The sequence below is a fragment of the Alphaproteobacteria bacterium genome, assembly GCA_016699305.1.
Classification (GTDB): domain Bacteria; phylum Pseudomonadota; class Alphaproteobacteria.
On sequence record CP064970.1, the window covers coordinates 1,830,193 to 1,853,221 of the forward strand.

The 23,029-nt window shown below is 53.8% G+C and carries 21 protein-coding genes, 1 pseudogene and 1 CRISPR repeat array; of the genes and pseudogenes, 8 read left to right on the top strand and 14 right to left on the bottom strand.

Features of this window, described 5'->3' with window-relative positions; all coding sequences use genetic code 11:
• Positions 1-24 precede the first annotated feature (24 nt).
• The 7 genes from IPI58_08740 to IPI58_08770 all read left to right on the top strand — a co-directional run bounded on the left by IPI58_08740 (position 25) and on the right by IPI58_08770 (position 7,825).
• On the top strand, positions 25-1,473 hold the full coding sequence (locus tag IPI58_08740; protein QQR68901.1) for a hypothetical protein: 1,449 nt from the start codon (positions 25-27) through the stop codon (positions 1,471-1,473).
• Positions 1,461-1,994 (top strand): hypothetical protein, encoded by a 534-nt coding sequence (locus tag IPI58_08745; protein ID QQR68902.1) that lies wholly within the window; start codon positions 1,461-1,463, stop codon positions 1,992-1,994. The genes IPI58_08740 and IPI58_08745 overlap by 13 nt, the downstream gene beginning before the upstream one ends.
• Before the next feature lie 4 nt (positions 1,995-1,998).
• On the top strand, positions 1,999-3,552 hold the full coding sequence (locus IPI58_08750; GenBank protein ID QQR68903.1) for a hypothetical protein: 1,554 nt from the start codon (positions 1,999-2,001) through the stop codon (positions 3,550-3,552).
• Positions 3,549-4,097, top strand: a complete 549-nt coding sequence (locus IPI58_08755) for a hypothetical protein (protein QQR68904.1) — start codon at positions 3,549-3,551, stop codon at positions 4,095-4,097. Before IPI58_08750 ends, IPI58_08755 begins: the two co-directional genes overlap by 4 nt.
• The gene (locus IPI58_08760; protein QQR68905.1) at positions 4,066-4,938 is read left to right on the top strand and encodes an RHS repeat-associated core domain-containing protein; all 873 of its coding nucleotides are present in this window, start codon (positions 4,066-4,068) and stop codon (positions 4,936-4,938) included. The genes IPI58_08755 and IPI58_08760 overlap by 32 nt, the downstream gene beginning before the upstream one ends.
• A 726-nt stretch (positions 4,939-5,664) precedes the next feature.
• Positions 5,665-7,449, top strand: coding sequence for an RHS repeat-associated core domain-containing protein (locus IPI58_08765; protein QQR68906.1), 1,785 nt, complete (start codon positions 5,665-5,667; stop codon positions 7,447-7,449).
• A 1-nt stretch (position 7,450) separates the two neighbouring features.
• The gene (locus IPI58_08770) at positions 7,451-7,825 is read left to right on the top strand and encodes a hypothetical protein (protein ID QQR68907.1); all 375 of its coding nucleotides are present in this window, start codon (positions 7,451-7,453) and stop codon (positions 7,823-7,825) included.
• 129 nt (positions 7,826-7,954) lie between these two features.
• On the opposite strand, the gene IPI58_08775 is transcribed toward IPI58_08770, so the two are convergent.
• The 6 genes from IPI58_08775 to IPI58_08800 all read right to left on the bottom strand — a co-directional run bounded on the left by IPI58_08775 (position 7,955) and on the right by IPI58_08800 (position 11,806).
• Positions 7,955-8,935, bottom strand: a complete 981-nt coding sequence (locus IPI58_08775; GenBank protein ID QQR68908.1) for a hypothetical protein — start codon at positions 8,933-8,935, stop codon at positions 7,955-7,957.
• Positions 8,877-9,278, bottom strand: a complete 402-nt coding sequence (locus IPI58_08780) for a hypothetical protein (GenBank protein QQR68909.1) — start codon at positions 9,276-9,278, stop codon at positions 8,877-8,879. Before IPI58_08780 ends, IPI58_08775 begins: the two co-directional genes overlap by 59 nt.
• Before the next feature lie 131 nt (positions 9,279-9,409).
• Positions 9,410-10,207: a hypothetical protein gene (locus IPI58_08785; protein ID QQR68910.1), complete on the bottom strand. Its 798-nt coding sequence runs from the start codon at positions 10,205-10,207 to the stop codon at positions 9,410-9,412.
• Complete coding sequence (locus IPI58_08790) at positions 10,191-10,367, bottom strand: hypothetical protein (GenBank protein QQR68911.1); 177 nt, start codon at positions 10,365-10,367, stop codon at positions 10,191-10,193. Before IPI58_08790 ends, IPI58_08785 begins: the two co-directional genes overlap by 17 nt.
• Positions 10,368-10,378: 11 nt before the next feature.
• Entirely contained in the window at positions 10,379-11,377 is a 999-nt protein-coding gene (locus IPI58_08795) for a virulence protein RhuM/Fic/DOC family protein (protein QQR68912.1), read from the bottom strand.
• 3 nt (positions 11,378-11,380) lie between these two features.
• On the bottom strand, positions 11,381-11,806 hold the full coding sequence (locus tag IPI58_08800; protein ID QQR68913.1) for a tyrosine-type recombinase/integrase: 426 nt from the start codon (positions 11,804-11,806) through the stop codon (positions 11,381-11,383).
• Between IPI58_08800 and IPI58_08805 the strand changes: the two are divergent.
• Positions 11,792-12,934 (top strand): annotated as a pseudogene (locus IPI58_08805) (IS3 family transposase). The gene IPI58_08800 and the pseudogene IPI58_08805 sit on opposite strands and share 15 nt — an antisense overlap.
• Positions 12,935-12,978: 44 nt before the next feature.
• Here IPI58_08805 and IPI58_08810 read toward each other — a convergent pair.
• The 8 genes from IPI58_08810 to cas3 all read right to left on the bottom strand — a co-directional run bounded on the left by IPI58_08810 (position 12,979) and on the right by cas3 (position 23,020).
• A complete protein-coding gene (locus tag IPI58_08810; GenBank protein ID QQR68914.1) occupies positions 12,979-13,539 on the bottom strand; it encodes an ATP phosphoribosyltransferase regulatory subunit in 561 nt (186 codons plus the stop codon).
• A gap of 37 nt (positions 13,540-13,576) precedes the next feature.
• Positions 13,577-15,199: direct repeats of the CRISPR family, unit length 32 nt; unit sequence GTTTCGATCCACGCCCCCGCGAAGGGGGCGAC.
• A 188-nt stretch (positions 15,200-15,387) separates the two neighbouring features.
• Positions 15,388-15,678 carry a CRISPR-associated endonuclease Cas2 gene (gene cas2, locus IPI58_08815; GenBank protein QQR68915.1) on the bottom strand — a complete coding sequence of 97 codons (291 nt, stop codon included), beginning with the start codon at positions 15,676-15,678 and terminating at the stop codon, positions 15,388-15,390.
• A gap of 11 nt (positions 15,679-15,689) precedes the next feature.
• Positions 15,690-16,724, bottom strand: coding sequence for a type I-C CRISPR-associated endonuclease Cas1 (cas1c, locus tag IPI58_08820; protein QQR68916.1), 1,035 nt, complete (start codon positions 16,722-16,724; stop codon positions 15,690-15,692).
• Positions 16,721-17,398 carry a CRISPR-associated protein Cas4 gene (gene cas4 / locus IPI58_08825; protein QQR68917.1) on the bottom strand — a complete coding sequence of 226 codons (678 nt, stop codon included), beginning with the start codon at positions 17,396-17,398 and terminating at the stop codon, positions 16,721-16,723. Before cas4 ends, cas1c begins: the two co-directional genes overlap by 4 nt.
• A 3-nt stretch (positions 17,399-17,401) precedes the next feature.
• A complete protein-coding gene (gene cas7c / locus IPI58_08830) occupies positions 17,402-18,355 on the bottom strand; it encodes a type I-C CRISPR-associated protein Cas7/Csd2 (GenBank protein ID QQR68918.1) in 954 nt (317 codons plus the stop codon).
• Positions 18,352-20,127: a type I-C CRISPR-associated protein Cas8c/Csd1 gene (gene cas8c, locus IPI58_08835; protein ID QQR68919.1), complete on the bottom strand. Its 1,776-nt coding sequence runs from the start codon at positions 20,125-20,127 to the stop codon at positions 18,352-18,354. The genes cas7c and cas8c overlap by 4 nt, the downstream gene beginning before the upstream one ends.
• Entirely contained in the window at positions 20,124-20,789 is a 666-nt protein-coding gene (gene cas5c / locus IPI58_08840) for a type I-C CRISPR-associated protein Cas5 (GenBank protein QQR68920.1), read from the bottom strand. The genes cas8c and cas5c overlap by 4 nt, the downstream gene beginning before the upstream one ends.
• Before the next feature lie 11 nt (positions 20,790-20,800).
• Positions 20,801-23,020: a CRISPR-associated helicase Cas3' gene (gene cas3 / locus IPI58_08845; protein ID QQR70095.1), complete on the bottom strand. Its 2,220-nt coding sequence runs from the start codon at positions 23,018-23,020 to the stop codon at positions 20,801-20,803.
• Positions 23,021-23,029: the final 9 nt, after the last annotated feature.

Below are 23,029 nucleotides of genomic sequence, written 5' to 3' on the forward strand. Positions count from 1 at the left end.
CAGATCAGCCTGAATGGCGCGGCTTTGATCACAGGGATCACCTATCAGGCCTTTGGTCCGGCCTCGGGGTGGAGCGCGTTGGGTCAGGCGCATCGGCGCAGTTTTAACCTGGACGGGCATGTCACGGGGATCACGACTCCCGATTTGAATATCACCATGGGCTATGACCAGGCCGAGCGGTTATCCACTTTGCAAGAAGGAAAACTGGGGCTTCAGCGTTTTGGCTATGCGGGGAATGGGTGGTTGGACCGCTACACCTTTACCGACGGCATCACGGGGCGCTATGATTTCGACCCATCGGGCAATCGCACGGCGCAGCGCGACGGTGTGAAGGGCACGGTGACCTCGATGATTGCGGGAAACAGCAACCAAGTGACCAGCGTGACGAAGAACAACGGCAAGACCGTGCCGATGCGCCATGACTTGGCGGGGAACCTGACCTTTGACGGCGTGCAGGACGTGGAGCTTTCTTATGACGGCGCGAACCGCGCCTCGGGCGTGAAGAATAAAGGCACACAGTATCGCTATAACCACGCGGATCAGCGGGTGGAGAAACTGGGCCCCGGCACGCGCGGCGTGGGTAAGGAGATCTACGCCTATGACCTGTCCGGCTTGATGGGCGGCGTGTATGGCCCCGACGCCAAGCCTTTATGGGAAACGGTGCGTCTGGACGGTGCCCCCGTGGCCGTGCTGGGCGGCGATAACAAAGCCTATGCCGCGCATCCCGATTATCGCGGCGCGCCCATTCGCCTGAACGGCGCGAACGGCGCGATGGTCTGGGACTGGCAAGCCTCAGGCCCCTGGGCCGACGTGTCGCCCCTGCACTACACACCCGGCCTCAGCGCCGCCTTTCCCTTCCACTATCGCGAACGCCTGCCCGGCCAGTTCTATGACGACGAAACCGACATGAACTATAACGGCGCGCGCATCTATAACATGCATCTGGGCCGCTTTAACCAACCCGACCCCGTGCTGCAGCTGGATGGCCTCGGCTCTTATGCTTATGCCAATAATGATCCGGTGCAGTACACCGATCCAACGGGGATGATCCCCAACCCAGCCGAGGCGGCGTGTATCATGGGACCTAATCCCGTCTGCGTTGGTGGCGTGGCGGCGGATATTGCGACCAATATCGCTGTTGGGGCCGCAGGATTTGGTGCTGGAATGACCATCGGCAATGTCTGTGCAGGCCAGGGCATGAAACCGCCGGGGGATTGCGAGCCTGGTTATCAGAAACATCTTCAAGAACAAGTTGACACCATATGCAAACCGCAGCCGAGGATTTGTCGTCCTGGGGAATCATGTTCATCCATGAGACAAAAAATTCAGCAATTCTCTGACTGCGGAGATGCTCGTCAGCAAGTAATGAGAGAGTGCTTTAGAGGGGGAGATAAAGGCCATCAGAGAAAATATGTTGACATGAAAGTTGGCCAGTTCACATGTCAAGGACTCTTACCAACATGCACGCCATGATCACAGATATCCTGCTCACGCAGGCGATAAAGGAGGCGTTCCCCGTCTCTCCTATGCCTAGGTCTTTCTTTCAAAGTGAAGAAGATTCTGCGTCACTCCTGGAGCTACCTTCGGATTTGAGAGGACGTGTCATGGGAAAAAAATGGCATGAAGTCACTCATGATGATTGGGCATGGCTGGGCGGACTGTCTCATTTCCGTGATTACATGACCACTGAGGCATATATTTATTACGTTCCGTCAGTGCTCTTAGATTCCATACACAGCAATTATTTTCAACATGGTGTTGAAGTAGTGCTTCCAGATAACCAGCAACATATGCCGCGCGGTGAATGGTGGAAAGATTTTGTGGGAAGCCTTAACGGTAAGCAGAAGGAGGCCATTCGGCTGTTCTTGCAGCGGGTGCGAGCGTTAGCAACCAATGACCCATCGTCTCTTTTCTGGGCTGAACATGGCCTAAGTATAATATGGCCCGAGTCATCTCGACCCAGCCCATCCAGCAATAATTCACCACGCCCATAACGCGGTGCGTGCGGTGTTGCCTTCGGGCAAGGTGCTGAATTACGCCTATAACGCCAACGGCCAGGTAGCGCAGATCAGCCTGAACGGCGCGGCTTTGATCACGGGGATCACCTATCAGGCCTTTGGTCCGGCCTCGGGGTGGAGCGCGTTGGGGCAGGCGCATCGGCGCAGCTTTAACCTGGACGGGCATGTCACGGGGATCACGACTCCCGATTTGAATATCACCATGGGCTATGACCAGGCCGAGCGGTTATCCACTTTGCAAGAAGGCAAATTGGGTCTGCAGCGTTTTGGTTATGCGGGGAATGGGTGGTTGGACCGCTACACCTTTACCGACGGCATCACGGGGCGCTATGATTTCGACCCATCGGGCAATCGCACGGCGCAGCGCGACGGTGTGAAGGGCACGGTGACCTCGATGATTGCGGGAAACAGCAACCAAGTGACCAGCGTGACGAAGAACAACGGCAAGACCGTGCCGATGCGCCATGACTTGGCGGGGAACCTGACCTTTGACGGCGTGCAGGACGTGGAGCTTTCTTATGACGGCGCGAACCGCGCCTCGGGCGTGAAGAATAAAGGCACACAGTATCGCTATAACCACGCGGATCAGCGGGTGGAGAAACTGGGCCCCGGCACGCGCGGCGTGGGTAAGGAGATCTACGCCTATGACCTGTCCGGCTTGATGGGCGGCGTGTATGGCCCCGACGCCAAGCCTTTATGGGAGACGGTGCGCCTGGACGGCGCGCCGGTAGCGGTGCTGGGCGGCGATAACAAAGCCTATGCCGCGCATCCCGATTATCGCGGCGCGCCCATTCGCCTGAACGGCGCAAACGGCGCGATGGTCTGGGACTGGCAAGCCTCAGGCCCCTGGGCCGACGTGTCGCCCCTGCACTACACGCCCGGCCTCAGCGCCGCCTTTCCCTTCCACTATCGCGAACGCCTGCCCGGCCAGTTCTATGACGACGAAACCGACATGAACTATAACGGCGCGCGCATCTATAACATGCATCTGGGCCGCTTTAACCAACCCGACCCCGTGCTGCAGCTGGATGGCCTCGGCTCTTATAATATTGACAATAACAATCCGGTGGGGTTTGTGGATCCGGATGGACGGCAAGCACAGGCTGTCTTACCTCTTTGTGTCGCGCAGCCATATTTGTGCGTAGCTATGGGTATTGGAACAGGCATAACAATCGCGGCATCGCCGCAAGGGCAACAAGCGATTTCTGATGCTTGGCATTACGTCAAAGATCAATGCACTTCTCTGGCAGGCCAAGGTATAAGGCCCCCGGGGGATTGTGAGCCAGGACGCTACCGTGATCTAAAACAGCAAGTAGATTCCTCCTGCAAACCTTCTCCAAAAATTTGCAGGTCAGGAGATGCTTGCACTTCAATGGAAGAAAAGATTGCCTTCTTTTCTGATTGCGCTGCTGCACGCAAACAGATTATGGACGAATGCTTCCACGGAGGGGACGTGGCCCATATCAAAGAGTATGCCCGAGTGGACAACTATGCATCTGGCTGCAGAAACCTACTGCCGACGTGTACGCCATGACGACCGAATCGGTGTTTGAAAATATCTTGACGCAGGCATTCCCTATAGAGCCTGTCCCGGAGTGTTTTTTCCAAAACCCGGAAGACGCAACATCAGACCTTGAGCTTCCGCTTGACCTTCGGGAGAAACTCATGGGACGGCGTTGGACGGACGTAGCATTTGAAGATTGGAGATGGATCGGCGGACTATCGACAAAGCGCTGTTACATGACTCCTGAAGCGTATCACTATTATCTTCCCTCTTTATTGCTACAGATATCCAAAAATAAGGATTGGGTCGTATATGGTGTCGATGCCCTTCTCCCAGGAGAGAAATTCATTCCAGAATTACAGACGTGGTCAGAATACAGCTCTGTATGGTGGAAGAATTTCACAGAACGATTTAATGTCCATCAGAGAGAGGTGGTTAGGATATATCTAAAAGATGTCGAACTAATTGAACCAGCCGATCTTGAATCAATAGCTCGTGCAAAGTATGCCCTCGACAATATTTGGATAGAACGTCCCCAGGGAAGTGTTACGCATAATCCTCCACCACGGCCATGAATGTGGCGGCGACGGCAAAGCCTATGCCGCGCATCCCGATTATCGCGGCGCGCCCATTCGCCTGAACGGCGCGAACGGCGCGATGGTCTGGGACTGGCAAGCCTCAGGCCCCTGGGCCGACGTGTCGCCCCTGCACTACACACCCGGCCTCAGCGCCGCCTTTCCCTTCCACTATCGCGAACGCCTGCCCGGCCAGTTCTATGACGACGAAACCGACATGAACTATAACGGCGCGCGCATCTATAACATGCATCTGGGCCGCTTTAACCAACCCGACCCCGTGCTGCAGCTGGATGGCCTTAACTCGTATAATATTGACAATAACAATCCGGTGGGGTTTGTGGATCCGGATGGACGGCAAGCACTTGCAGCCGGAGCCATCGCTGCTCGTGCAGCCGTTGTTGCTGCAGGTCGGTGCGCCGCCAGTACAGTATGCCGTGCCATTGTCGGAGGCTTCATAGCCAATCGCGCATCGGTGCAATCACTGCAGCAGTATGGACAATTTGTCGGCTCACCCTTCTATAAGGTGGCTACGGATCCTAATAATCCTGCTGGCCAAGCCGCCAATTTCTGCTTGGGGATGGTTAAATCTATGGTTCTGCCAGAAGGTATGAACTTAGAAACACCAGGATTTGGAAACCCCGCATATGAGAAATCTGGAGAAGCATTTATGCTTGGTGTGGGGCGGTTTATGGATGGAATCATGGATTACACAAATCCGAATGATAACGCTCAAAAACAGAGCACCTCTCCATCAAAGCTACAAAGTGCCCCTCCTCGTCCTGCTATTAACGACTTTGGCGACCCGAGACCTTCTTATCCTGTGCCGATTCATGGTTAGGAGGGGTTTACTTAGAAAGGCGATGGAAATTTTTTTCCATCGCCTGTTTGAGCGCAACGACGCTGAAGCAACAAGAAATAAGCACGTAAATTTTACCAAAATGGGCAGAGACGATCGAATACATATTCGAGTCGATATGCCCTTGCATTAAAAATATTTTTAATGCAACCACAACAAAAGATGCTACACAGTGTGTATAAACAGCCCATCTCCATATTGTACTCCAATACAAGGTGGAGATATCCATATTGCTATACATTTTATTTTTGGTATCAACATCTTCATTTATGACAATTATATCTTCAGAAGTTAATTTTTCTGACGGTGTAGAAATAAAGACAGACGGATTCTGAATCCTATGGGAGTGCTCTCTCATTATTTTATTAAGAGCGATGAAATAAGATACAAAATAGAAGACATATGTAGTGACATACGATAAATATTTATGCGAATGAAAGAAGTTTTGTTCTATATTGATGCCCGGTATGCGCACTAATAAATTCCAAAAAATGTTAAATATTACAGACATAATAATAACGTAAAAAGTACTCCTCAATATCACACCCCACCAGATTATGATTGTATCCTTCCAAGTTAGCTGCTGTGTCATTGGGGTATGCCTTCTCGTGATTCCGCAAACAATTCCGGAATTTATCATAATGCCCATGATGATTCGACTAATTTCGTCCCACGCGCATCACCTATGGCGATAACCAGGTCGAGACGTTGCACTACGACCAAGGCGCGAACGGCAAGGGGCGCTTGACGGGGGCGCAATACGCGGCGGGCAGCACGACTTATGCCTATGACTCCCAAGGCCATCTGTCGCAAGAGTCTCAGATCGTGGACAAGGTGACATTGACGACCACCTATACCCGCAACGCGGCGGGTCAGGTGGTGCGTGCGGTGTTGCCTTCGGGCAAGGTGCTGAATTACGCCTATAACGCCAACGGCCAGGTGGCGCAGATCAGCCTGAACGGCGCGGCTTTGATCACGGGGATCACCTATCAGGCCTTTGGTCCGGCCTCGGGGTGGAGCGCGTTGGGGCAGGCGCATCGGCGCAGCTTTAACCTGGACGGGCATGTCACGGGGATCACGACTCCCGATTTGAATATCACCATGGGCTATGACCAGGCCGAGCGGTTATCCACTTTGCAAGAAGGCAAATTGGGTCTGCAGCGTTTTGGCTATGCGGGGAATGGGTGGTTGGACCGCTACACCTTTACCGACGGCATCACGGGGCGCTATGATTTCGACCCATCGGGCAATCGCACCGCGCAGCGCGACGGTGTGAAGGGCACGGTGACATCGGTGATTGCGGGAAACAGCAACCAAGTGACCAGCGTGACGAAGAACAACGGCAAGACCGTGCCGATGCGCCATGACTTGGCGGGGAACCTGACCTTTGACGGCGTGCAGGACGTGGAGCTTTCTTATGACGGCGCGAACCGCACCTCGGGCGTGAAGAATAAAGGCACACAGTATCGCTATAACCACGCGGATCAGCGGGTGGAGAAACTGGGCCCCGGCACGCGCGGCGTGGGTAAGGAGATCTACGCCTATGACCTGTCCGGCTTGATGGGCGGCGTGTATGGCCCCGACGCCAAGCCTTTATGGGAAACGGTGCGCCTGGACGGCGCCCCCGTGGCGGTGCTGGGCGGCGACGGCAAAGCCTATGCCGCGCATCCCGATTATCGCGGCGCGCCCATTCGCCTGAACGGCGCGAACGGCGCGATGGTCTGGGACTGGCAAGCCTCAGGCCCCTGGGCCGACGTGTCGCCCCTGCACTACACACCCGGCCTCAGCGCCGCCTTTCCCTTCCACTATCGCGAACGCCTGCCCGGCCAGTTCTATGACGACGAAACCGACATGAACTATAACGGCGCGCGCATCTATAACATGCATCTGGGCCGCTTTAACCAACCCGACCCCGTGCTGCAGCTGGATGGCCTTAACTCGTATAATATTGACAATAACAATCCGGTGGGGTTTGTGGATCCGGATGGACGCACCGCCGACCCCATCGGCTATGGTGCCAGCATGACAGGATCACGGGCTGAACAGGCGTATAGGGAGGCTGCGCAGGCATACACCCAGCCACAAACAGAAACGTCATGGGGGGAAGTCGCTGCCCAGGGATTTGGAACAGGCGTTATGGCGGCAGCGGATGGAATGAACCCATTTGGCAATCCCTTCTATGACGCCGGTGCATATAGCGATTCAGACCCAGGAGCTGAAGGAGCTTATTTTATTGGGCAAAGAACTGTTGATGTAGGGTTGGCCTTACTGCTCAGAAACCAATATAATCTTGGTCGAGAAATCTGCATTGGTAAGAATCTAAGGATAGCACCGTTCGGCAATAGAACAGGTCATCCGTTGGGAGAGTTACCGCATTATCACAGAAGAGGCGCACCTGATATCAATGGGGAAACGCCGAAAGGTCAGGGAATCAAAAGGCATCGGCCATGGGAAAGAAAAAGCTCGGATACAAACTTCATGAACAGGCTGTGATATGAAGACTCCTCTTATTCTTTACGAGAAAGACTCGCGCGATGTATGCATGTTTTCCAGTGCTGCAGCGTTGGAAAGATATGTGGAACCCATTGACGTTGAAAACGGTGAATATCAAGCCTACGACGCTGATGGAAAGGTGTTAGATTTAACATTACGAAAGAGTGTACATAAAGAATCCTTTTTTTGTTTTACAGTTGTGGATTGTGAATTCGGTAATGTATCTTTGATTGAAGATAAAAACGTGTATGACAGGGATACTCTACGAAATATCCTTGCACAATATTCTAAGGCCATGGGGATAGTATTCGAGATAAATCCAAGCTTAGAAGAATTAATTGATGTTTTGATAAAAGACGTTGGTTACACTAAATAGATTGCTGGATGGCCAGGTGGCGCAGATCAGCCTGAATGGCGCGGCTTTGATCACGGGGATCACCTATCAGCCATTCGGGTATTACCCGAATGGCTGGGTGGCTGTATCAAGCCGCGGTTATCCAACATCCTATGGCCAGAATTTTCTCCCAGAAATCCAATCCTCAAATCCGTTTTCGCGCATAACTTCGGCGATGGCATCAAGGATCAGGCGTTTGGATAACTGCTTTTCGCCCAAGCGGTCTGTGTATGTGATTTGACTGGTATGCTGTTTGGTTATTTCATCAGCAATCTGGTGATGGTATTTATCCGCAAAAAATGTGGTGATTTTTGATCGTACGAACGCTTTAAGACTTTCCTTCTGCTTTTGTCGCGGGTCATTTTGTGCCCTCGTTAACCCGGCACTTTGCTTCGCTTGATTTTTTCCAGCAAAGACATAGTCAGGCCACACGAATGTAAAATCTGCACGAGTCGACACCATGCATTCGGCAAGGTTGACGACAGTCATTTTGGGATTGGTTGTCTTTGACGGATTCCTGGCAAGGGAAAGCACAATGCCCGATCCGTTCATGGACTGGGATATGGAAGCATAGGCTTGCTTCGCCTTCTCTTGATCGGACAAAGACCGCGCCAGATAAACCTCAAACCGCTCTTGCCTCTTGGTCAAATGTCCGAGAAAGAGCGCCGTGGATGAAATAGCTTCTCTCTCTCCATCCGTTCCTGCCATGTTCTGGACCCATAGCCCAAGACTGTTCCAATCGGCACGCCATCGCCTGAGTTCTTCATCGCTGGGCTGAAAAGTGATTCCGCAGCAGGGGCATAGGGCCGAAGTCATCTTACCCTTTGCACCCTTGCGGCGCACAATTGCCGTGGCATCGCATGAAATGCAGGCAACTGAGTTCGTGTGCTCTTCCGATAACAGCCCGTGTTTCATAAGGCCGGGAAGATATGGCTTGGCGTCCAAACCAATGTCAGCCTTTGCAAGGAATACCGGATCATCCCCAGCAACATCCAGCTGCCTCAGCATATCTATGAGAAATCTCGGCCATCGTTTAGGCGGCTTGCGTGGCTGCGCCGTCGGTTTCGCTGTCGCTGTCGTCTTGTTCTTCATTGCCGCAAGCCCTCAACAATTTGATCTCGCGGAAGAACCGCTTGATGTTCTCATCCGTTTCGTCATGGCCAAGGCCCGTGTCGCCGGAACTGCTTATGGTGACTTTCACGGAAACGTCTTTCTTTTCTGCCGTGTCCCAGTACACGACGAACAGCGCCGCTTGGGTTGCTTCTACATAGCTGCGATGCCACCAGCCGCCGGGATCGGGGTTGATGTTGATGCGGCTGTTGGCGCAATCCCGAATTTCCTGAACCCAATCGCGCGGCTGTTCCTGTTCCAGATGGTTCTTGGGAATTCTGATATTCAGCGATGTTTCCCAGAAAGGATGCTTTGTCCTTTGCACCCTTAATGAACCAACAAAAGCCTGTTTGACCCCGGTATCTGACATGGGGACTGACAAAGGCTTTCCCGCGATCACGCGATCAAGGAGGGCTTGCAGGTCAAAGACTTCGTTTTTCGGTGGGCGGGCGTCTATTACCTTTTGGGGCTGGCCCCTACCTTTTTTCCATAGATAACTTCCGCGCAGACCTGATGCATTTTCAGGCGTATTTCCGGCGTGTCTGCGATGGCGTCGATGGTTTTGTGGCGTGTGTCAAAGACATATACAAGGCCCAGCGCTAATCGCGGATGTTTATCCACCGGCTTGTTCTCACCATTTTCATATTCGCGCTGATAGGACGGAAGATCGTCAAATTCCAGCATGAGGAAAATCTTGCTGCCATGGCTGAATGAGCGGGCATCGCTGTAACGGCTGCCCCTGTCACGATGGATGCGGGCAAGCAGATTGGTCTTTAACGCATCCAGCGTCTTCGTATCAGGCGCTTGAACGTCACCCCCTGTGTAATCATTTCTGCAAGAGCAATACATTTTGCTTTGCTGCGTGTGCAGGCTCATGACGAAATAATCGCCGACAAGTTTTTCCTGCTCCATGTAAAGGAGAACGACCTGTTCAGCTTCCGATTTTCCTGCGTCAATTTTTGCCCAATCGACTTGCGCCTCGTGATGGCCGGACAAGAAGGGGCGTAGGCTGGTGAATGCGCTGCGCTCTTTATGGAAGAAATGGGCGACTCTGAGAGCGCGAATGCAGCGGGGATGATCGGAAATCGCATCGGTGACCGCTTGAAGAGTGTCTTTTTTCTTTTTATTTTTGCGGATGCTTTGCAAATCCGGTTTTGGCTCATCGCAAAATTTAGCAACCAGAAGATCTATCGTTTGATCCGAGAGCTGGCGCAGAACGCGCTGGATTTTGAAATCTTTAAGCAGGTCTTTCATCGGGCGATGCCTCTTCTGGTGCAACCTCGACAATCTTCCCGTCTTTCCAAATCACGAGTTTGGTGTTCGTTTGACGCGCTTTTTCAATGGCAGCACGAGCGATGGCCGGGAAGCCCATGTCGATTTTCTGAATTGTTTCATCGGGGGATGGTTCGATCATTCCTTATCCTTCTAGGACATACTGCAAAGGTTCGAATGCGAAGGGGCCAGCATATTCATGATCAGACGGATCATGGTTTCTTTCTGGTCAGGGGCCGATTCTGCCACAAGAAGAGCCAGCGCGGCCAAGCCTATGTCATTGATAACGGGTTGGCCGTTACGCATAAAAGCGCGGTTGCGATGGAGAAAATCGATAAACAGACAGGCGGCGCTGCGCTTGTTCCCATCTGAGAACGGATGGTTTTTGATCACAAAATAAAGAAGATGGGCGGCCTTTGCTTCAATCGTGGGATAAGCAGGTTCGCCAAGAACACTTTGCTGCAAATTGCCAAGAATGGCTTCAAAAGATTCCCCTCGCTCTCGTGCGAACAGATCGCTCGCCTGCCCACGTGCGGCCAGGTCAGCTTTCAGGGTTGCCAGAATGATGCGGGCTTCAGCCAAGGTTGGAAGGGTGCCGCCGCCGGTGCCTGCTGGATCGGTAAGGGTTCCTTCGTCATAACGTTGGAGCAGTAAAAAGGTTTGGGTATAGCGGCCCAGTATTTCAACCAGTCCGCGCCCTTCATCGGCGGTGAGGGCGGACGTTCTGGTCGTGTGCTGGACAAGCCGCAATGCGGCCTCTAATTCGCGGGCGTTGTTCTCAAGGCGTTGGCGATTAAGGGTATAGCCTTTTGTCAGATGTTCATTCAGCACTCGTGTGGCCCATTGACGAAAGCGTACACCACGTTTTGAATTCACCCTGTAAGCAACGGAGATGATAACATCCAGATTATAGAGCTTTACCTTACGTTTAACCTGTCTTTTGCCTTCAGTTTGAACTACCGAGGATTCCTCGGTAGTTGCCGTCTCTAACAGTTCGCCAGCTTCGTATATGTTGGCGATGTGCAGACTTATATTATCCGTCGAGGTCTCGAGCAGGTCGGCCATCTGACGCTGAGTTAGCCAGACGGTCTCGCCTTGCAAGCGCACTTCTACATCGTGCCCCTCTTGGGCATATATCACGATCTCGCTCATGCCTTAATGCCTTCTTCCGGCAGCCATCATTGCCTGAGTTGCTTTCTCTACGGATTCGCGCACGGGATCGAGATTGAGTCGAGCGTAAATTTGCGTCGCTTGCTGCGATTTATGCCCCAGTGACTTGCCGATGATGAACCCGCTTGCGCCTGTGGATGCCTGCCAGCTTCCCAGTGACCGGCGCAGATCATGAATGCGTAAATCCTTAATGCCAGCCCGCGCCAACACACGCTGCCAAGCCCGCTTAGGGTCGGTGAAATGGCCAGATTTGCTGGTTTCGACCGGAAAGACCCATTCGCTGTTGGTTCCAAGGCGTCGCCGGTCAAGTACCTTGACCTGCTCCCCGAGAATCCATCCAAGATGAAGTAGAGTCCGCACAGGAGCCCCCCTGAGGGGGAAAAGAAGGAGCGGAAGATGAAGAAGCGTCATACGGAAGAACAGATTATCGGGATATTGCGAGAGCAAGAGAGCGGAGGGAAGACGGAGGAGGTATGCCGCCGTCACGGGATCAGTCCAGCGACGTTTTACAAGTGGAAAGCGAAGTTTGGCGGGATGGACGTCTCTGAGGCGGTTCGGCTTCGAAGTCTTGAGGCAGAGAACGGTCGCTTGAAGAAGCTGCTGGCGGAAGCGATGCTGGACAACGCGATGCTCAAGGACATTGCCTCAAAAAAATGGTAACGCCCGCTGTGCGGCGACAGGTCGTGAATGAGCTTCGAGAGGGATACGGAGTGAGTGAGCGGCGGGCGTGCAAGGTGTCGGGCCAGGATCGCAGCGTGCAACGCTACCGGGCGCGGCGGCGTTCAGATCAGGAGGCTCGCGCGCGTTTGCGGGAACTGGCCGGCCAGAGGCGACGGTTTGGCTATCGCCGGCTGGGCGTGTTATTGGCGCGAGAGGGCCTGCGCATGAACCAGAAGAAGCTATGGCGGCTGTATCGGGAGGAAGGTTTGACGGTACGCCGCCGCAAGGGGCGCAAACGGGCCTTGGGGACGCGCCGGCCTCTGACGGTGCCACAAGGTCCCGGTCAGCGGTGGTCGTTGGACTTTGTGTCGGATGCGCTGACCGATGGGCGGCGCTTCCGGATATTGTGTGTGGTGGACGATTTCAGCCGGGAGTGCCTGGCCCTGGTGGCCGGTACGTCCCTCTCCGGACATCGTCTGGCGCGGGAGCTGGATCGTCTGATAGCGACCAAGGGCAAGCCCTGCCTGGTCCGTCAGTGACAACGGCCCGGAGATGGTCAGCCATGCCATGTTGGCGTGGCAGCAGGAACGTCAGGTGGAATGGCACTACATCGCTCCGGGCAAGCCGCAGCAGAACGGCTTTGTCGAGAGCTTCAACGGCAAACTGCGCGACGAATGCCTGAACGAAACATTGTTTCATAACCTACGCCATGCGCAAGAAGTGCTGGACGCATGGCGCGAAGACTATAACGAGGTCCGGCCTCACTCGGCCCTGGCGGGCCAAACCCCCGCCCAGGTCGCGCAAGCCGCCCAATCACAAGGGGTAAGGGGGCATGCCCCCTTACCCCTTGCATCCCAGCCCGTCATGAGGCTCTCATGACATCATGGACTCTACTTCCTGATGGTAGATATTTGGGGGGCAGGTCACATGCCTTGGCGACGCAGCATTTGAGATGCGGCAATCTGCATCTGCTGGGTAATGCCGGGCGTGTAGGCGACCATCACCTGTGTTGGCGTTGGGGCGCGTTTAGGCAAGAGGTCGGCGGCGATCATGATGGCCATAAGTCGAGATAAGCCAATTGAGATGCCAACGCCGGGAAGCTTCGCATTTACCATATCGCCAACAAGATTCTCATAACGTCCGCCGGAGCAAACGCTGGCCTTAATTGTGCCGCGTTCCAATTCCGTCTCAAAAACGTTGCCGGTATAGTAAGCTAATCCGCGCGTGATGGACATGTCCAAATGGACACGTGTGTTGGCCGGAACGTCACCCAAATTACGACTAAGCTGCGCTAATTCCTCAAGCCCTTCATCCAGCAGAACATGCTTGACGCCCAAGGCTTGCACTTGACGAAGAACGTCTTCGCCAACTCCATTCACTTTACTAATATCAATGCATTTAGCAATGGCGTCATCGCTAAGATGTATTTCGTCACGCAACATTGTGGAAACACCATCTACGCCAATCTTCTCGGTTTTATCCATGACCCACCACTTCCTGCGTGGACAGGCCGCCTTGGTTGTTTCGATCCACGCCCCCGCGAAGGGGGCGACAATGCGGGGGGCTGGTGCATGTGGTTGATATTATGTTTCGATCCACGCCCCCGCGAAGGGGGCGACGGTCTCCCATGGGATGGATCAGGCCACGAGGGCCAGTTTCGATCCACGCCCCCGCGAAGGGGGCGACCGCGCCGAATAAAGTACAAATCGCGGTAAAGATGTTTCGATCCACGCCCCCGCGAAGGGGGCGACTTAAAGCCTCAGTAATAGACATCGTTCTATCAACGTTTCGATCCACGCCCCCGCGAAGGGGGCGACCGGCGGCAGCCAAACGACGAGAGTAGTCAAGCTTGTTTCGATCCACGCCCCCGCGAAGGGGGCGACACAATCCGCCGTCAGATGCCGTTCTTCTGCGAGAGTTTCGATCCACGCCCCCGCGAAGGGGGCGACGCCACGCGCCAAATCCACCGCCTACAGCCTCTTCGTTTCGATCCACGCCCCCGCGAAGGGGGCGACGCAACAAAGAAACATGTTGACTAATGCGGAAAAGCGTTTCGATCCACGCCCCCGCGAAGGGGGCGACCCCATTCCTTGGTCAAATTTCAGGGTGTTTTATTTCGTTTCGATCCACGCCCCCGCGAAGGGGGCGACCGCAGCGGCAATCCGTTGATCGTGCTGCCAACGGGTTTCGATCCACGCCCCCGCGAAGGGGGCGACCATTGCCTCGCGGAAACCTGTCGATACGTTTTCGTTTCGATCCACGCCCCCGCGAAGGGGGCGACCCCATCACCGTCTCGCGTTTGAGGCTTGTGATGGGTTTCGATCCACGCCCCCGCGAAGGGGGCGACAGTTATATTGACTGTTCTATTGATGGTTATGGGTGTTTCGATCCACGCCCCCGCGAAGGGGGCGACGCACTTGTTCGAACGCATCGCGCTCTTCTTTCGAGTTTCGATCCACGCCCCCGCGAAGGGGGCGACCACTAGCCAAACATTGAGCTAGATTGATCTTATCAGTTTCGATCCACGCCCCCGCGAAGGGGGCGACCGATGAGATCCGCTTGGTGAGCCGGTACGATATTGTTTCGATCCACGCCCCCGCGAAGGGGGCGACACTGTGGCCTTTGGTCGCTGTTGTGTTTATGCCAGTTTCGATCCACGCCCCCGCGAAGGGGGCGACCAGGCCCAGCTTAAACGGCAGATTACCGTTACCGAGTTTCGATCCACGCCCCCGCGAAGGGGGCGACGAGCAGGCAGATCATTGGTATCCTGCCTGGGGAAGTTTCGATCCACGCCCCCGCGAAGGGGGCGACTTTTGCGTAATGGACAACGAGGACCTATTCGGAGGGTTTCGATCCACGCCCCCGCGAAGGGGGCGACAGTATCGTTTCGCGCCTATTATGATAGCAGCACCAAGTTTCGATCCACGCCCCCGCGAAGGGGGCGACGAGCGAGCAACAAGCAGCCGCCCCCGCCGTTGAGGTTTCGATCCACGCCCCCGCGAAGGGGGCGACTAGATGCGCGACTTTATCAACTGCACATTTGACAGTTTCGATCCACGCCCCCGCGAAGGGGGCGACTCCCCACTTTCCCAACCGAGACCAGACCCATTGTGTTTCGATCCACGCCCCCGCGAAGGGGGCGACGGGGTCATGCTAACACTCTGGCATTGCTTATTAAAGTCAGTGAATAGCGCGAAATGGCATTTTTCGGATAGAAAAAATCAATCTTTTGTCCTCCTGACATGTTTCTTCTTTTAATTACAAATCTTTATTGGCTGCGCGAACCTGCCGGGATTTTTTCACATGCTTGGGGTTCGCGCGTCCTAAGAAATTCAAATAATCATGGGACCGTTCAAATCTGTGCTGGGCTTGGCCCCCACATGCTCCACGCGACGGAGCCAATTGGATCCTAGATAATAGTACCTTAAGCTATCGAGTTGAGCGTTAAAGATGGTCTCCAATTTGTGTTTTAAAGCTGTCCATTGTGCGGGATCCACTTCGATTTCAAAAACGGAATGTTGAACACGTTGCCCATAATTCTGACAGGCCCTGGAAATGCGACGCAAACGCTTGGCACCATCGGCATCGGTTGTGCACACGTCATAGGTCACTAATACCATCATGCAGCACCCGCCTATTTCCAGAACCATGGTGGGTATGCGTCAATATCGCCCCTTAAATGCCTGGCCAGCAACTGCGCTTGCAGGTATGGCACCAGACCTAAGGGCGCATCCTCCTCAAGAAAAAGATGCTTCCGCTCCTCCTTTTTACGATCCTGCCAAGCCGTCAAGGCTGTCTTGCGGGCTTCATCAGTCAAGAAACACGCTCCTCCATCACGCGTTTCAAAATCCTTACTTCTCAACTGCCGCCGATTGATTAACGAAAGAACCAGACGATCCGCAAATATGGGGCGTAGCTCCTCCATCAAATCCAGCGCAAGACTGGGACGTCCTGGACGATCCCGATGCAGAAAACCAACAGCGGGATCAAGCCCCACGCTTTCAAGCGCGCTTCTGCAGTCATGCGTTAGTAGTGTGTAGAAGAACGACAACAAAGCATTGGTGGGATCAAGCGGTGGACGACGCGATCGTCCTTTGAACGCGAATTCTAGATCGGGAGACCGGATAAGGTTATTAAACATGCTGAAATATAATCGAGCCGCATCCCCTTCAGCACCGCGCAACACATCGAGACCAAGAGCATGCTGATTGATGTATGACAAACTGTGTGCCATTTGGCGCGTGGTTTGCACCAGATCATTTTTCGTCGCGTCGTCATAAACATCGTTGTAATCCCGTAGGGCGCGCATCAGAACAGCCCGTTGATTGGCGATCTTGCCCATGACCAGACTTTTCACAATATCTTCCGGTGTGTCGGAGATTTTATATTGGGCGCGGCGTAACAAAACGTTACCGCTGACGGGGCCTTCGACACGCGCCTGGAAACGGCCGTTGCGATCCAGGAAGACGAGTGTGATGCCATGGTTGGCGCACGCCTCCATAAGGGGCGGTGAAACATAGATGCCGCCAAACACGACAATTGAGGACAGCATATGCAAAGGAGCGCGGCCTAACGTTTTTCCTTCGTTTTCCGCAAGGAAATTTTCTCCATCCTTACGCAGGCTGCACCCTTCCGTCGTCACATAGATGGTATTGAGAAGTTTCTTCATGCGGAAAATTCCTCCGTTTCTAACACCACATCCGCCATGCGTTTGCGCCAAGCCTTGGCAGGTTTGGCAACATCTTTGGGACGGCACAAGTCGTATAGCGAACACGCACGGCAGCGCTGAGTATGTGGTGTCGGGGGCGGCGTCAGCCGGGATGCAAAAATGGCTTTGAGCTGGGTAATGGTCAGTAAGGTTAGGTCGCGTAACTCAGCATCGAAAGGCACAACCACCCGGCGTTTTGTCTGTGCATAGAAAAGGGCACCTTCAGCCACAACTTGCCTTGTCATGTCTTCAAGGCATAGGGCTTGGGCACATAGTTGAACTTCATCGGCACGGTGAAGTTTGGCCTTGCCGCGCTTAAACTCAACCGGATACGGAATCTCGCCCATGTCAGTTGAGCGAAACTCTACAAGATCGGCGATCCCTGCCATGCCAAGTTTTGCCGAGGCCACAGGCAGTGCGGCGACCCGGCGTATCCCCTTAATCTTACGCTGTCCTGGCTGATCGGTCACATCATGCAAAACGCGCCCCTCGGCCGTGAAACGGTTTTCAGACCACAGCCGCTCCAGGTGGATAAGGGCGGCTTGCCGAAGGCAATACACGGCATGCTGCAAGGCCGAAATGGGGATGGGCTCGGTTTCCCAGGAGTCACCATCCCCCGTTCCTGCGCCAGCCATAGGCTAGATGCGCTCGATGATAGTCACTCCTTCGGGCATATTTGTCTTGTCGATCTCAACCTTATAATCGCCATAACTGCGGGCGGGCGGCTGATGATCCAATCCCGAATCCCCAATCGCTCGAAGTGCGCCGCCGACATTGCGCCCGACATGAACGCGATCAAACAACGTATGTGCTGGCGCATTACCCAGGGCGCAATCATGCTTGAACACGATCAGCTTACGCACACACATTTCACCACGTGCGGCCGAGCGATCATGTTCGAACATGTTTTCTACCGACTCGAACAGTACTTTCAGATCATCCTCGGAAAAACCGGTGCGCTCGGCCAATTTGGCCGATACGAACCCATGCGCCCGGTATAAACCGTAAGGCACAATGTGCTTGCGGCCCATGGTGCGGTTATCCGTGCGGTCATTTTCGTCACCGCCTTGCTGGCGTTCGGCTTTTTCCTTCTCATTGGTTGCAGCCATGCGCGTGATGGAGATTTCTTGGGGCACAATCGGCTCAACAGACTGCGCAAAGGACAGTTGCACAGGCCCGCGCACTTGCCCACAGTTAATCCCCGTACTCATCACGGCACCGAAGCTGCGTACATCAAAGAAATTCTTGCACATAAAAAGCCGCAGTTCCTTGGCCTCTTGATCGTCCTTTGGATTCAGCTTTTTCTCTTTTTCTGCTTTATCGTCATTGGGACGCAATGCCTTATAGGCCTCACGATGCTTTTCGTTCAGGATCGAACCATCTTGAACATAGATATTGAAGCCCTGTTGATCGGCTCGCGCCATCTCAACATAATTACGCACCTTACGCTTTAGGCATACATCGGAAACAAGCCCATGGCCGGTTTCTGGATCCAGCCTTGGCATGTTCCCGGCATCTGGGTCGCCGTTGGGATTCCCGTTGGTGACATCAAAAAGAACCACAAAGTCGTGGCGGTTGTTGAGATGGGTCATGGGGTTGGCTCCTTCATTGTTTCGTTAGGCTGCTTGGGTTTATAGAACTCGCTGTGCTGGTGGTAGTAGCCAAGAGCGAACAAGGCCTGTTCTCCGGCAGAGAGCGCTGTCGGATAGGGATCTTCTGCGGGTGACATCAGCGCGAATATCTCCGCAACCTGCTTTTCAAGATATATTTTGTGTCCTGGCGGCTTCTGCTTTCTAAGTTTGGCAAGATGTCTGGCCGATCCCTGATCCAGCAAAGCGAAGACTTTGCGTGGTTGCGCTGAAGCTGCGCTGTAGAACTTGTCTTTGACGGTTGCGTTGAGATTATCTCCAAGGGCTTCCGACTGAATACGCTCATAGAACGCGAACAGCCGTCCCAGCAGATAACCTTTGTTTCTGTTGTCGGGATCAAGTGCCACAGGGGCCTCCTTTGATTTGAAGTTACGCACAAGAACAGCCTTGAGCATTGCGATGCGCCGCGTGTTGATTTCCTTATCCGCACGGATGCGCATCAGCACATTTGTTAGAAGAGCCATGGGGTAGGCCGTCCCCGTCAGAATGGACCGCATCCACTCTCCCGCAATATGCGGTGGCACATTTTTCGACTTTCGCTGCACCGCCAATTCCAAAAGATAGTGCCACAAACTGGAAACGTCATTCCGGCCCGATGGCTCAATGCGCATATCCGCCAGGAACTTTTGATAGTTTTCAACAAGCGTGCCGAAATCATCCTCAAACCAATATCGGATGGATATACGGGCCGCATTGGGTGCCAGACCGAGAACGAAAAACCGCACACCTTCGCTTAGCTCTGGTGCTGTTTCAGTCAGGGGCTTGCCCTGCCGAATGTTTTCCAAAATGGGCTTGATTTCATCTCTAGCCACGACGGCTGTATCCACCTCAAACAAAGATGCCGCCACGTCTTCAGCCTCTTCCGCTACTTTCGCGTTCGAGGCATCGGCCCAAAATACGGTGGAAGCATCCCCGATCTGGATACGGTTATGACTGCCTTTTTCTAGATACTTGTTCAGTGCCGTTGTATAGGCAAAGGTCGCCGCTTCGGAAATGGGGGCATTGTCGCCCTTTTGATGGCCGTAGGATTTGAAGGCGTCCTCGTTGAAACATACAATCGAGCCGCCAGATGATTGGCCACCCCACACACCTTTGATGCTCGGGTGCAATCGGGCGATCGAGCCTTTTTCGCCCGACACCAGACACACCGCCTTTGTCTTATCTCCTTCAGATAACAGTTTCGCCCATGCTTGCCGCGCCGCCGGGTGGTCATGCAGGTAGATTTCGGATAATCTGTCGTTCTCTAAAGTAAAAACGATATTTTGGTCCAGCATGGCGCTTTTAAGATCATCTGGCCAATCGGCCTGCTGGAATCTCTCGGGCGTCCATTGTCGCAAGAACGCGCATAAAGCCTGAAGCCCTTCGTCGCCAGAGTTCTTCAATGCCTCCATATGGAAATCCGTAAAAGCCTGATGCTCGGCCTTGGACCGCTTGTCTTCCTTCGCCGTCACTCCCAAAACATAAGATGTTTTATCCCACAGAAACTTCGGCTTGATTCCAGAGGCACTTTTGTAGGGCTGGGGAACATACATAAATCGGGGAACCGGCTTCTTGCCTGATTGATCGCGAAGATCGCGCGGCGCACTTGCCATCGAACCGTCCGGATTCAAGGAAATGACAAAACTGACTTTCTCGTTGGAATATCCAAAGACGGGCACCTGATGATGGATGGCCAGTCTTTCATAAGCCCGGTTCAGTGAAGCCAGAATAGTCATCGGCAAATCTCCGACGAATTGGGTGCCGGAACCCTTACCACGCCCGCATCCAGCTTGGCCCGGAAGAACATGGAGGCGCGATCCCCGGCATGATTGATATCCCACAGCATAAAGCCAAGGTCGCGGGTCTCGCTGATCGCTGGCGGAATGGAGTCCTCGGGCTCTAGCAGGGAAAACCGTGCTGGAAATTCGCGCGTTCCCAAACAGGGTTGATGAAAACATTGGCCCTTGCGCGCGCGGCGATGAAAGATATCCAGATGTTTGCCGGGCGTATCTTCCGCGCCTTTGCTCGACGTAAAATCGAAATGCGCCTCGATGACATAGGCAACATCAACAAGGAGAGTCGAAGCGCGTTGCTGACGATCCTCATCGACAGCAAGATGTAGCCCTTCCAGACTGCCGCGTTTCATGGCCGTCTTGACCTTGCCTTCTTGAATTTTATGCCCCACTTCATTGCGGCGAATGGATTGGAAACGGATGGGCCTTAGCACATGAATGGCGTCAATCACCCAAGTGATGGCAGGTTTCCAGTGAATGGCCTCCAAAATCCCCCGCGCGGCTGAAGGAGTCATCACGTCATAAGATACGCGCTCCACCTTCATCTCGGGCCGCGTGAACAAGGCGCGATCACCACTGACGTGAAGCCTGATACCTTGGGTCATGGTCCGTCTCCCTAAAAGATCGTCTCGTTCAACACATCGGCATCTTCCCATATCAAGCCGATTTCCGGCTGATACAGGCTGGCATCTGTCAGCACCGCGAACTGAGTGCCCCATAAATCTTCCCGATGCAGTTGTACGCGCCCATTCCGCTGGAGATTTTCAAAATCCCGTGGCGGAACCTGAACAATAAAAGTTTGAAGTTCACGGGCCGCTTTTCCCGCCGATGCATCGGAAGAATTCAAGCGACCCAAAATATCCGCAACCGCAGGATCCCCGGGGATGATGATGGGACGTAAGCCGCTTTCGATCATTTGGAATGCCTCAGCCACGGTTCTATAGGCGCATGAAGGACGGCCCTCGCTGATGCTGAACTGTTCCAGAATCTTTTTCTGGTCCAGTTGGCCAGCACCCTTACGCCAAAAAACTTCCGAAAAGTAATCATTAATCGCATCGCGTGACAACCAGTAATTGTGTTTATCGGCAATCGCTGCGAAATCAGCCGCCAATTGCGCAATCTCAGGCGGGGGCTTATGCTCTGCAGACTTAAAGACAGTTACGATGCTTTCTTCATGTGAATGTTTTCCTTCCCGGTTACATCGGCCTGCTGCCTGCGCGATCTGATCAAGACCGGCCTCGGCCCGCCATACACACGGAAAATCAATATCCACACCCGCTTCGATCAGAGACGTGGCGATCAGTCGGCATGGAGCATCCGCTTTTAACGTATCTTTGACGCGCTGTAATATCGCGCGTCGATCTCTGGCGCATTGCCGTGTGGTCAAATGCACCACGCCGTCAAGCCCCGCTTCAGTAGCCATGCGGTGCAGTCTCAAAGCGTGCTTGCGTGTGTTGACGATAACTAAGCCTTGCTGGTGATCGCGTAGAGCCGCGATCAAATGAGCGTCACTCCATTCCCCTTCCCGAGTGATGGTGACACGTTTGAGTTGACTAAAAAGTCCATCAGGATCAGGAGCCAATTCCCGTCCCTCCAGATCAAGGCCGCCATGCTTGAATGTGCGTTTGTCGAAAGCGGGCTGAGTTGCGGTACACAGCACAACACTGACCTTGTAATTTTTGGCCAATTCATCCAGTGCCGCCAAACATGGGCGAAGATAACGCAGCGGCAGAGTTTGAACTTCATCAAGAATAAGGACGCTATGGGCCAAATTGTGCAGTTTGCGACAACGAGACGGACGATTGGCAAAGAGACTCTCAAACAACTGGACATTGGTTGTTGCGATCACCGGTGCGGCCCAATCTTCCATGGCCAGGCGCAGCTTGTCGCGTTGTTCATAATCCGCGAAGCGATCTTCCTCAATTGAAGCGTGGTGTTCCAAAACATGGCCTTCACCCAGAACATCCCTGAAGATGGTGGCGCTTTGATCAATGATGGAGGTAAAGGGTATGGCATAAATAATACGGCGCAGATTATGGGCTTTGGCATGATCCAGGGCAAAGCCCAGCGAAGCCAGAGTCTTGCCGCCACCAGTAGGTACCGTCAGCGTAAACAGGCCAGGGTCCATCATCGCCTTGGCTCGAACATGTTTTAATATATCCTGTCGCAAGTTGTTTATCGGTCCGGGGCGTTCCTGTAACTTGGACATATGCGCGTCAAACCGGCAGATCAGTTCATCAGCACATTGACGAAGATCCGGCCACGCGCGATCAATTGTTTTCTGCGCGTGTGTCGCATGGAACCGCTCGGTATCTTTGAAATCCGCGTCCACCAAACACGAAAAAATCATCCGACCGAGAAACGCCAGCTGAAAAGCCGCGCAAGTTTTGTCTTTTGATAGGTGGGGAAGACCAACCCATAAAGGGCCAACTTCATTTTTTATTTCGTGCTGCCATGCCTCGTCCAAAATCTCTGCATCACTTTTTAGACGCCGCCGCAATTCATCGGGGTCAGCAAGTCCCGCATGATGCCCAGCGATCGCGTAAGACAGCAGTTCCGCGATGACTAAGTCGCTTTGACCTTTTGTGCGGTTTCGTATCTCCCTTGCGCCGGCCGTTGAGTGGTCAACGCGCTCTTGTGAACCAGACAGACGACCCTGAAACTTAGATGTATATTTCCCAAGGTCATGCCATAGACCGGCCATCATGCCGGCATTTTCCGCCCCGAACTCTCGGGCAAATTCGGCCGCCAATGCCCCGGTTGCTTGCAGGTGATCTTGAAGCGTGTGCCATTGAGACTTGTCTGGCTGATCAACCAGACTGTGCGCATAAAACATGAAGCGTCT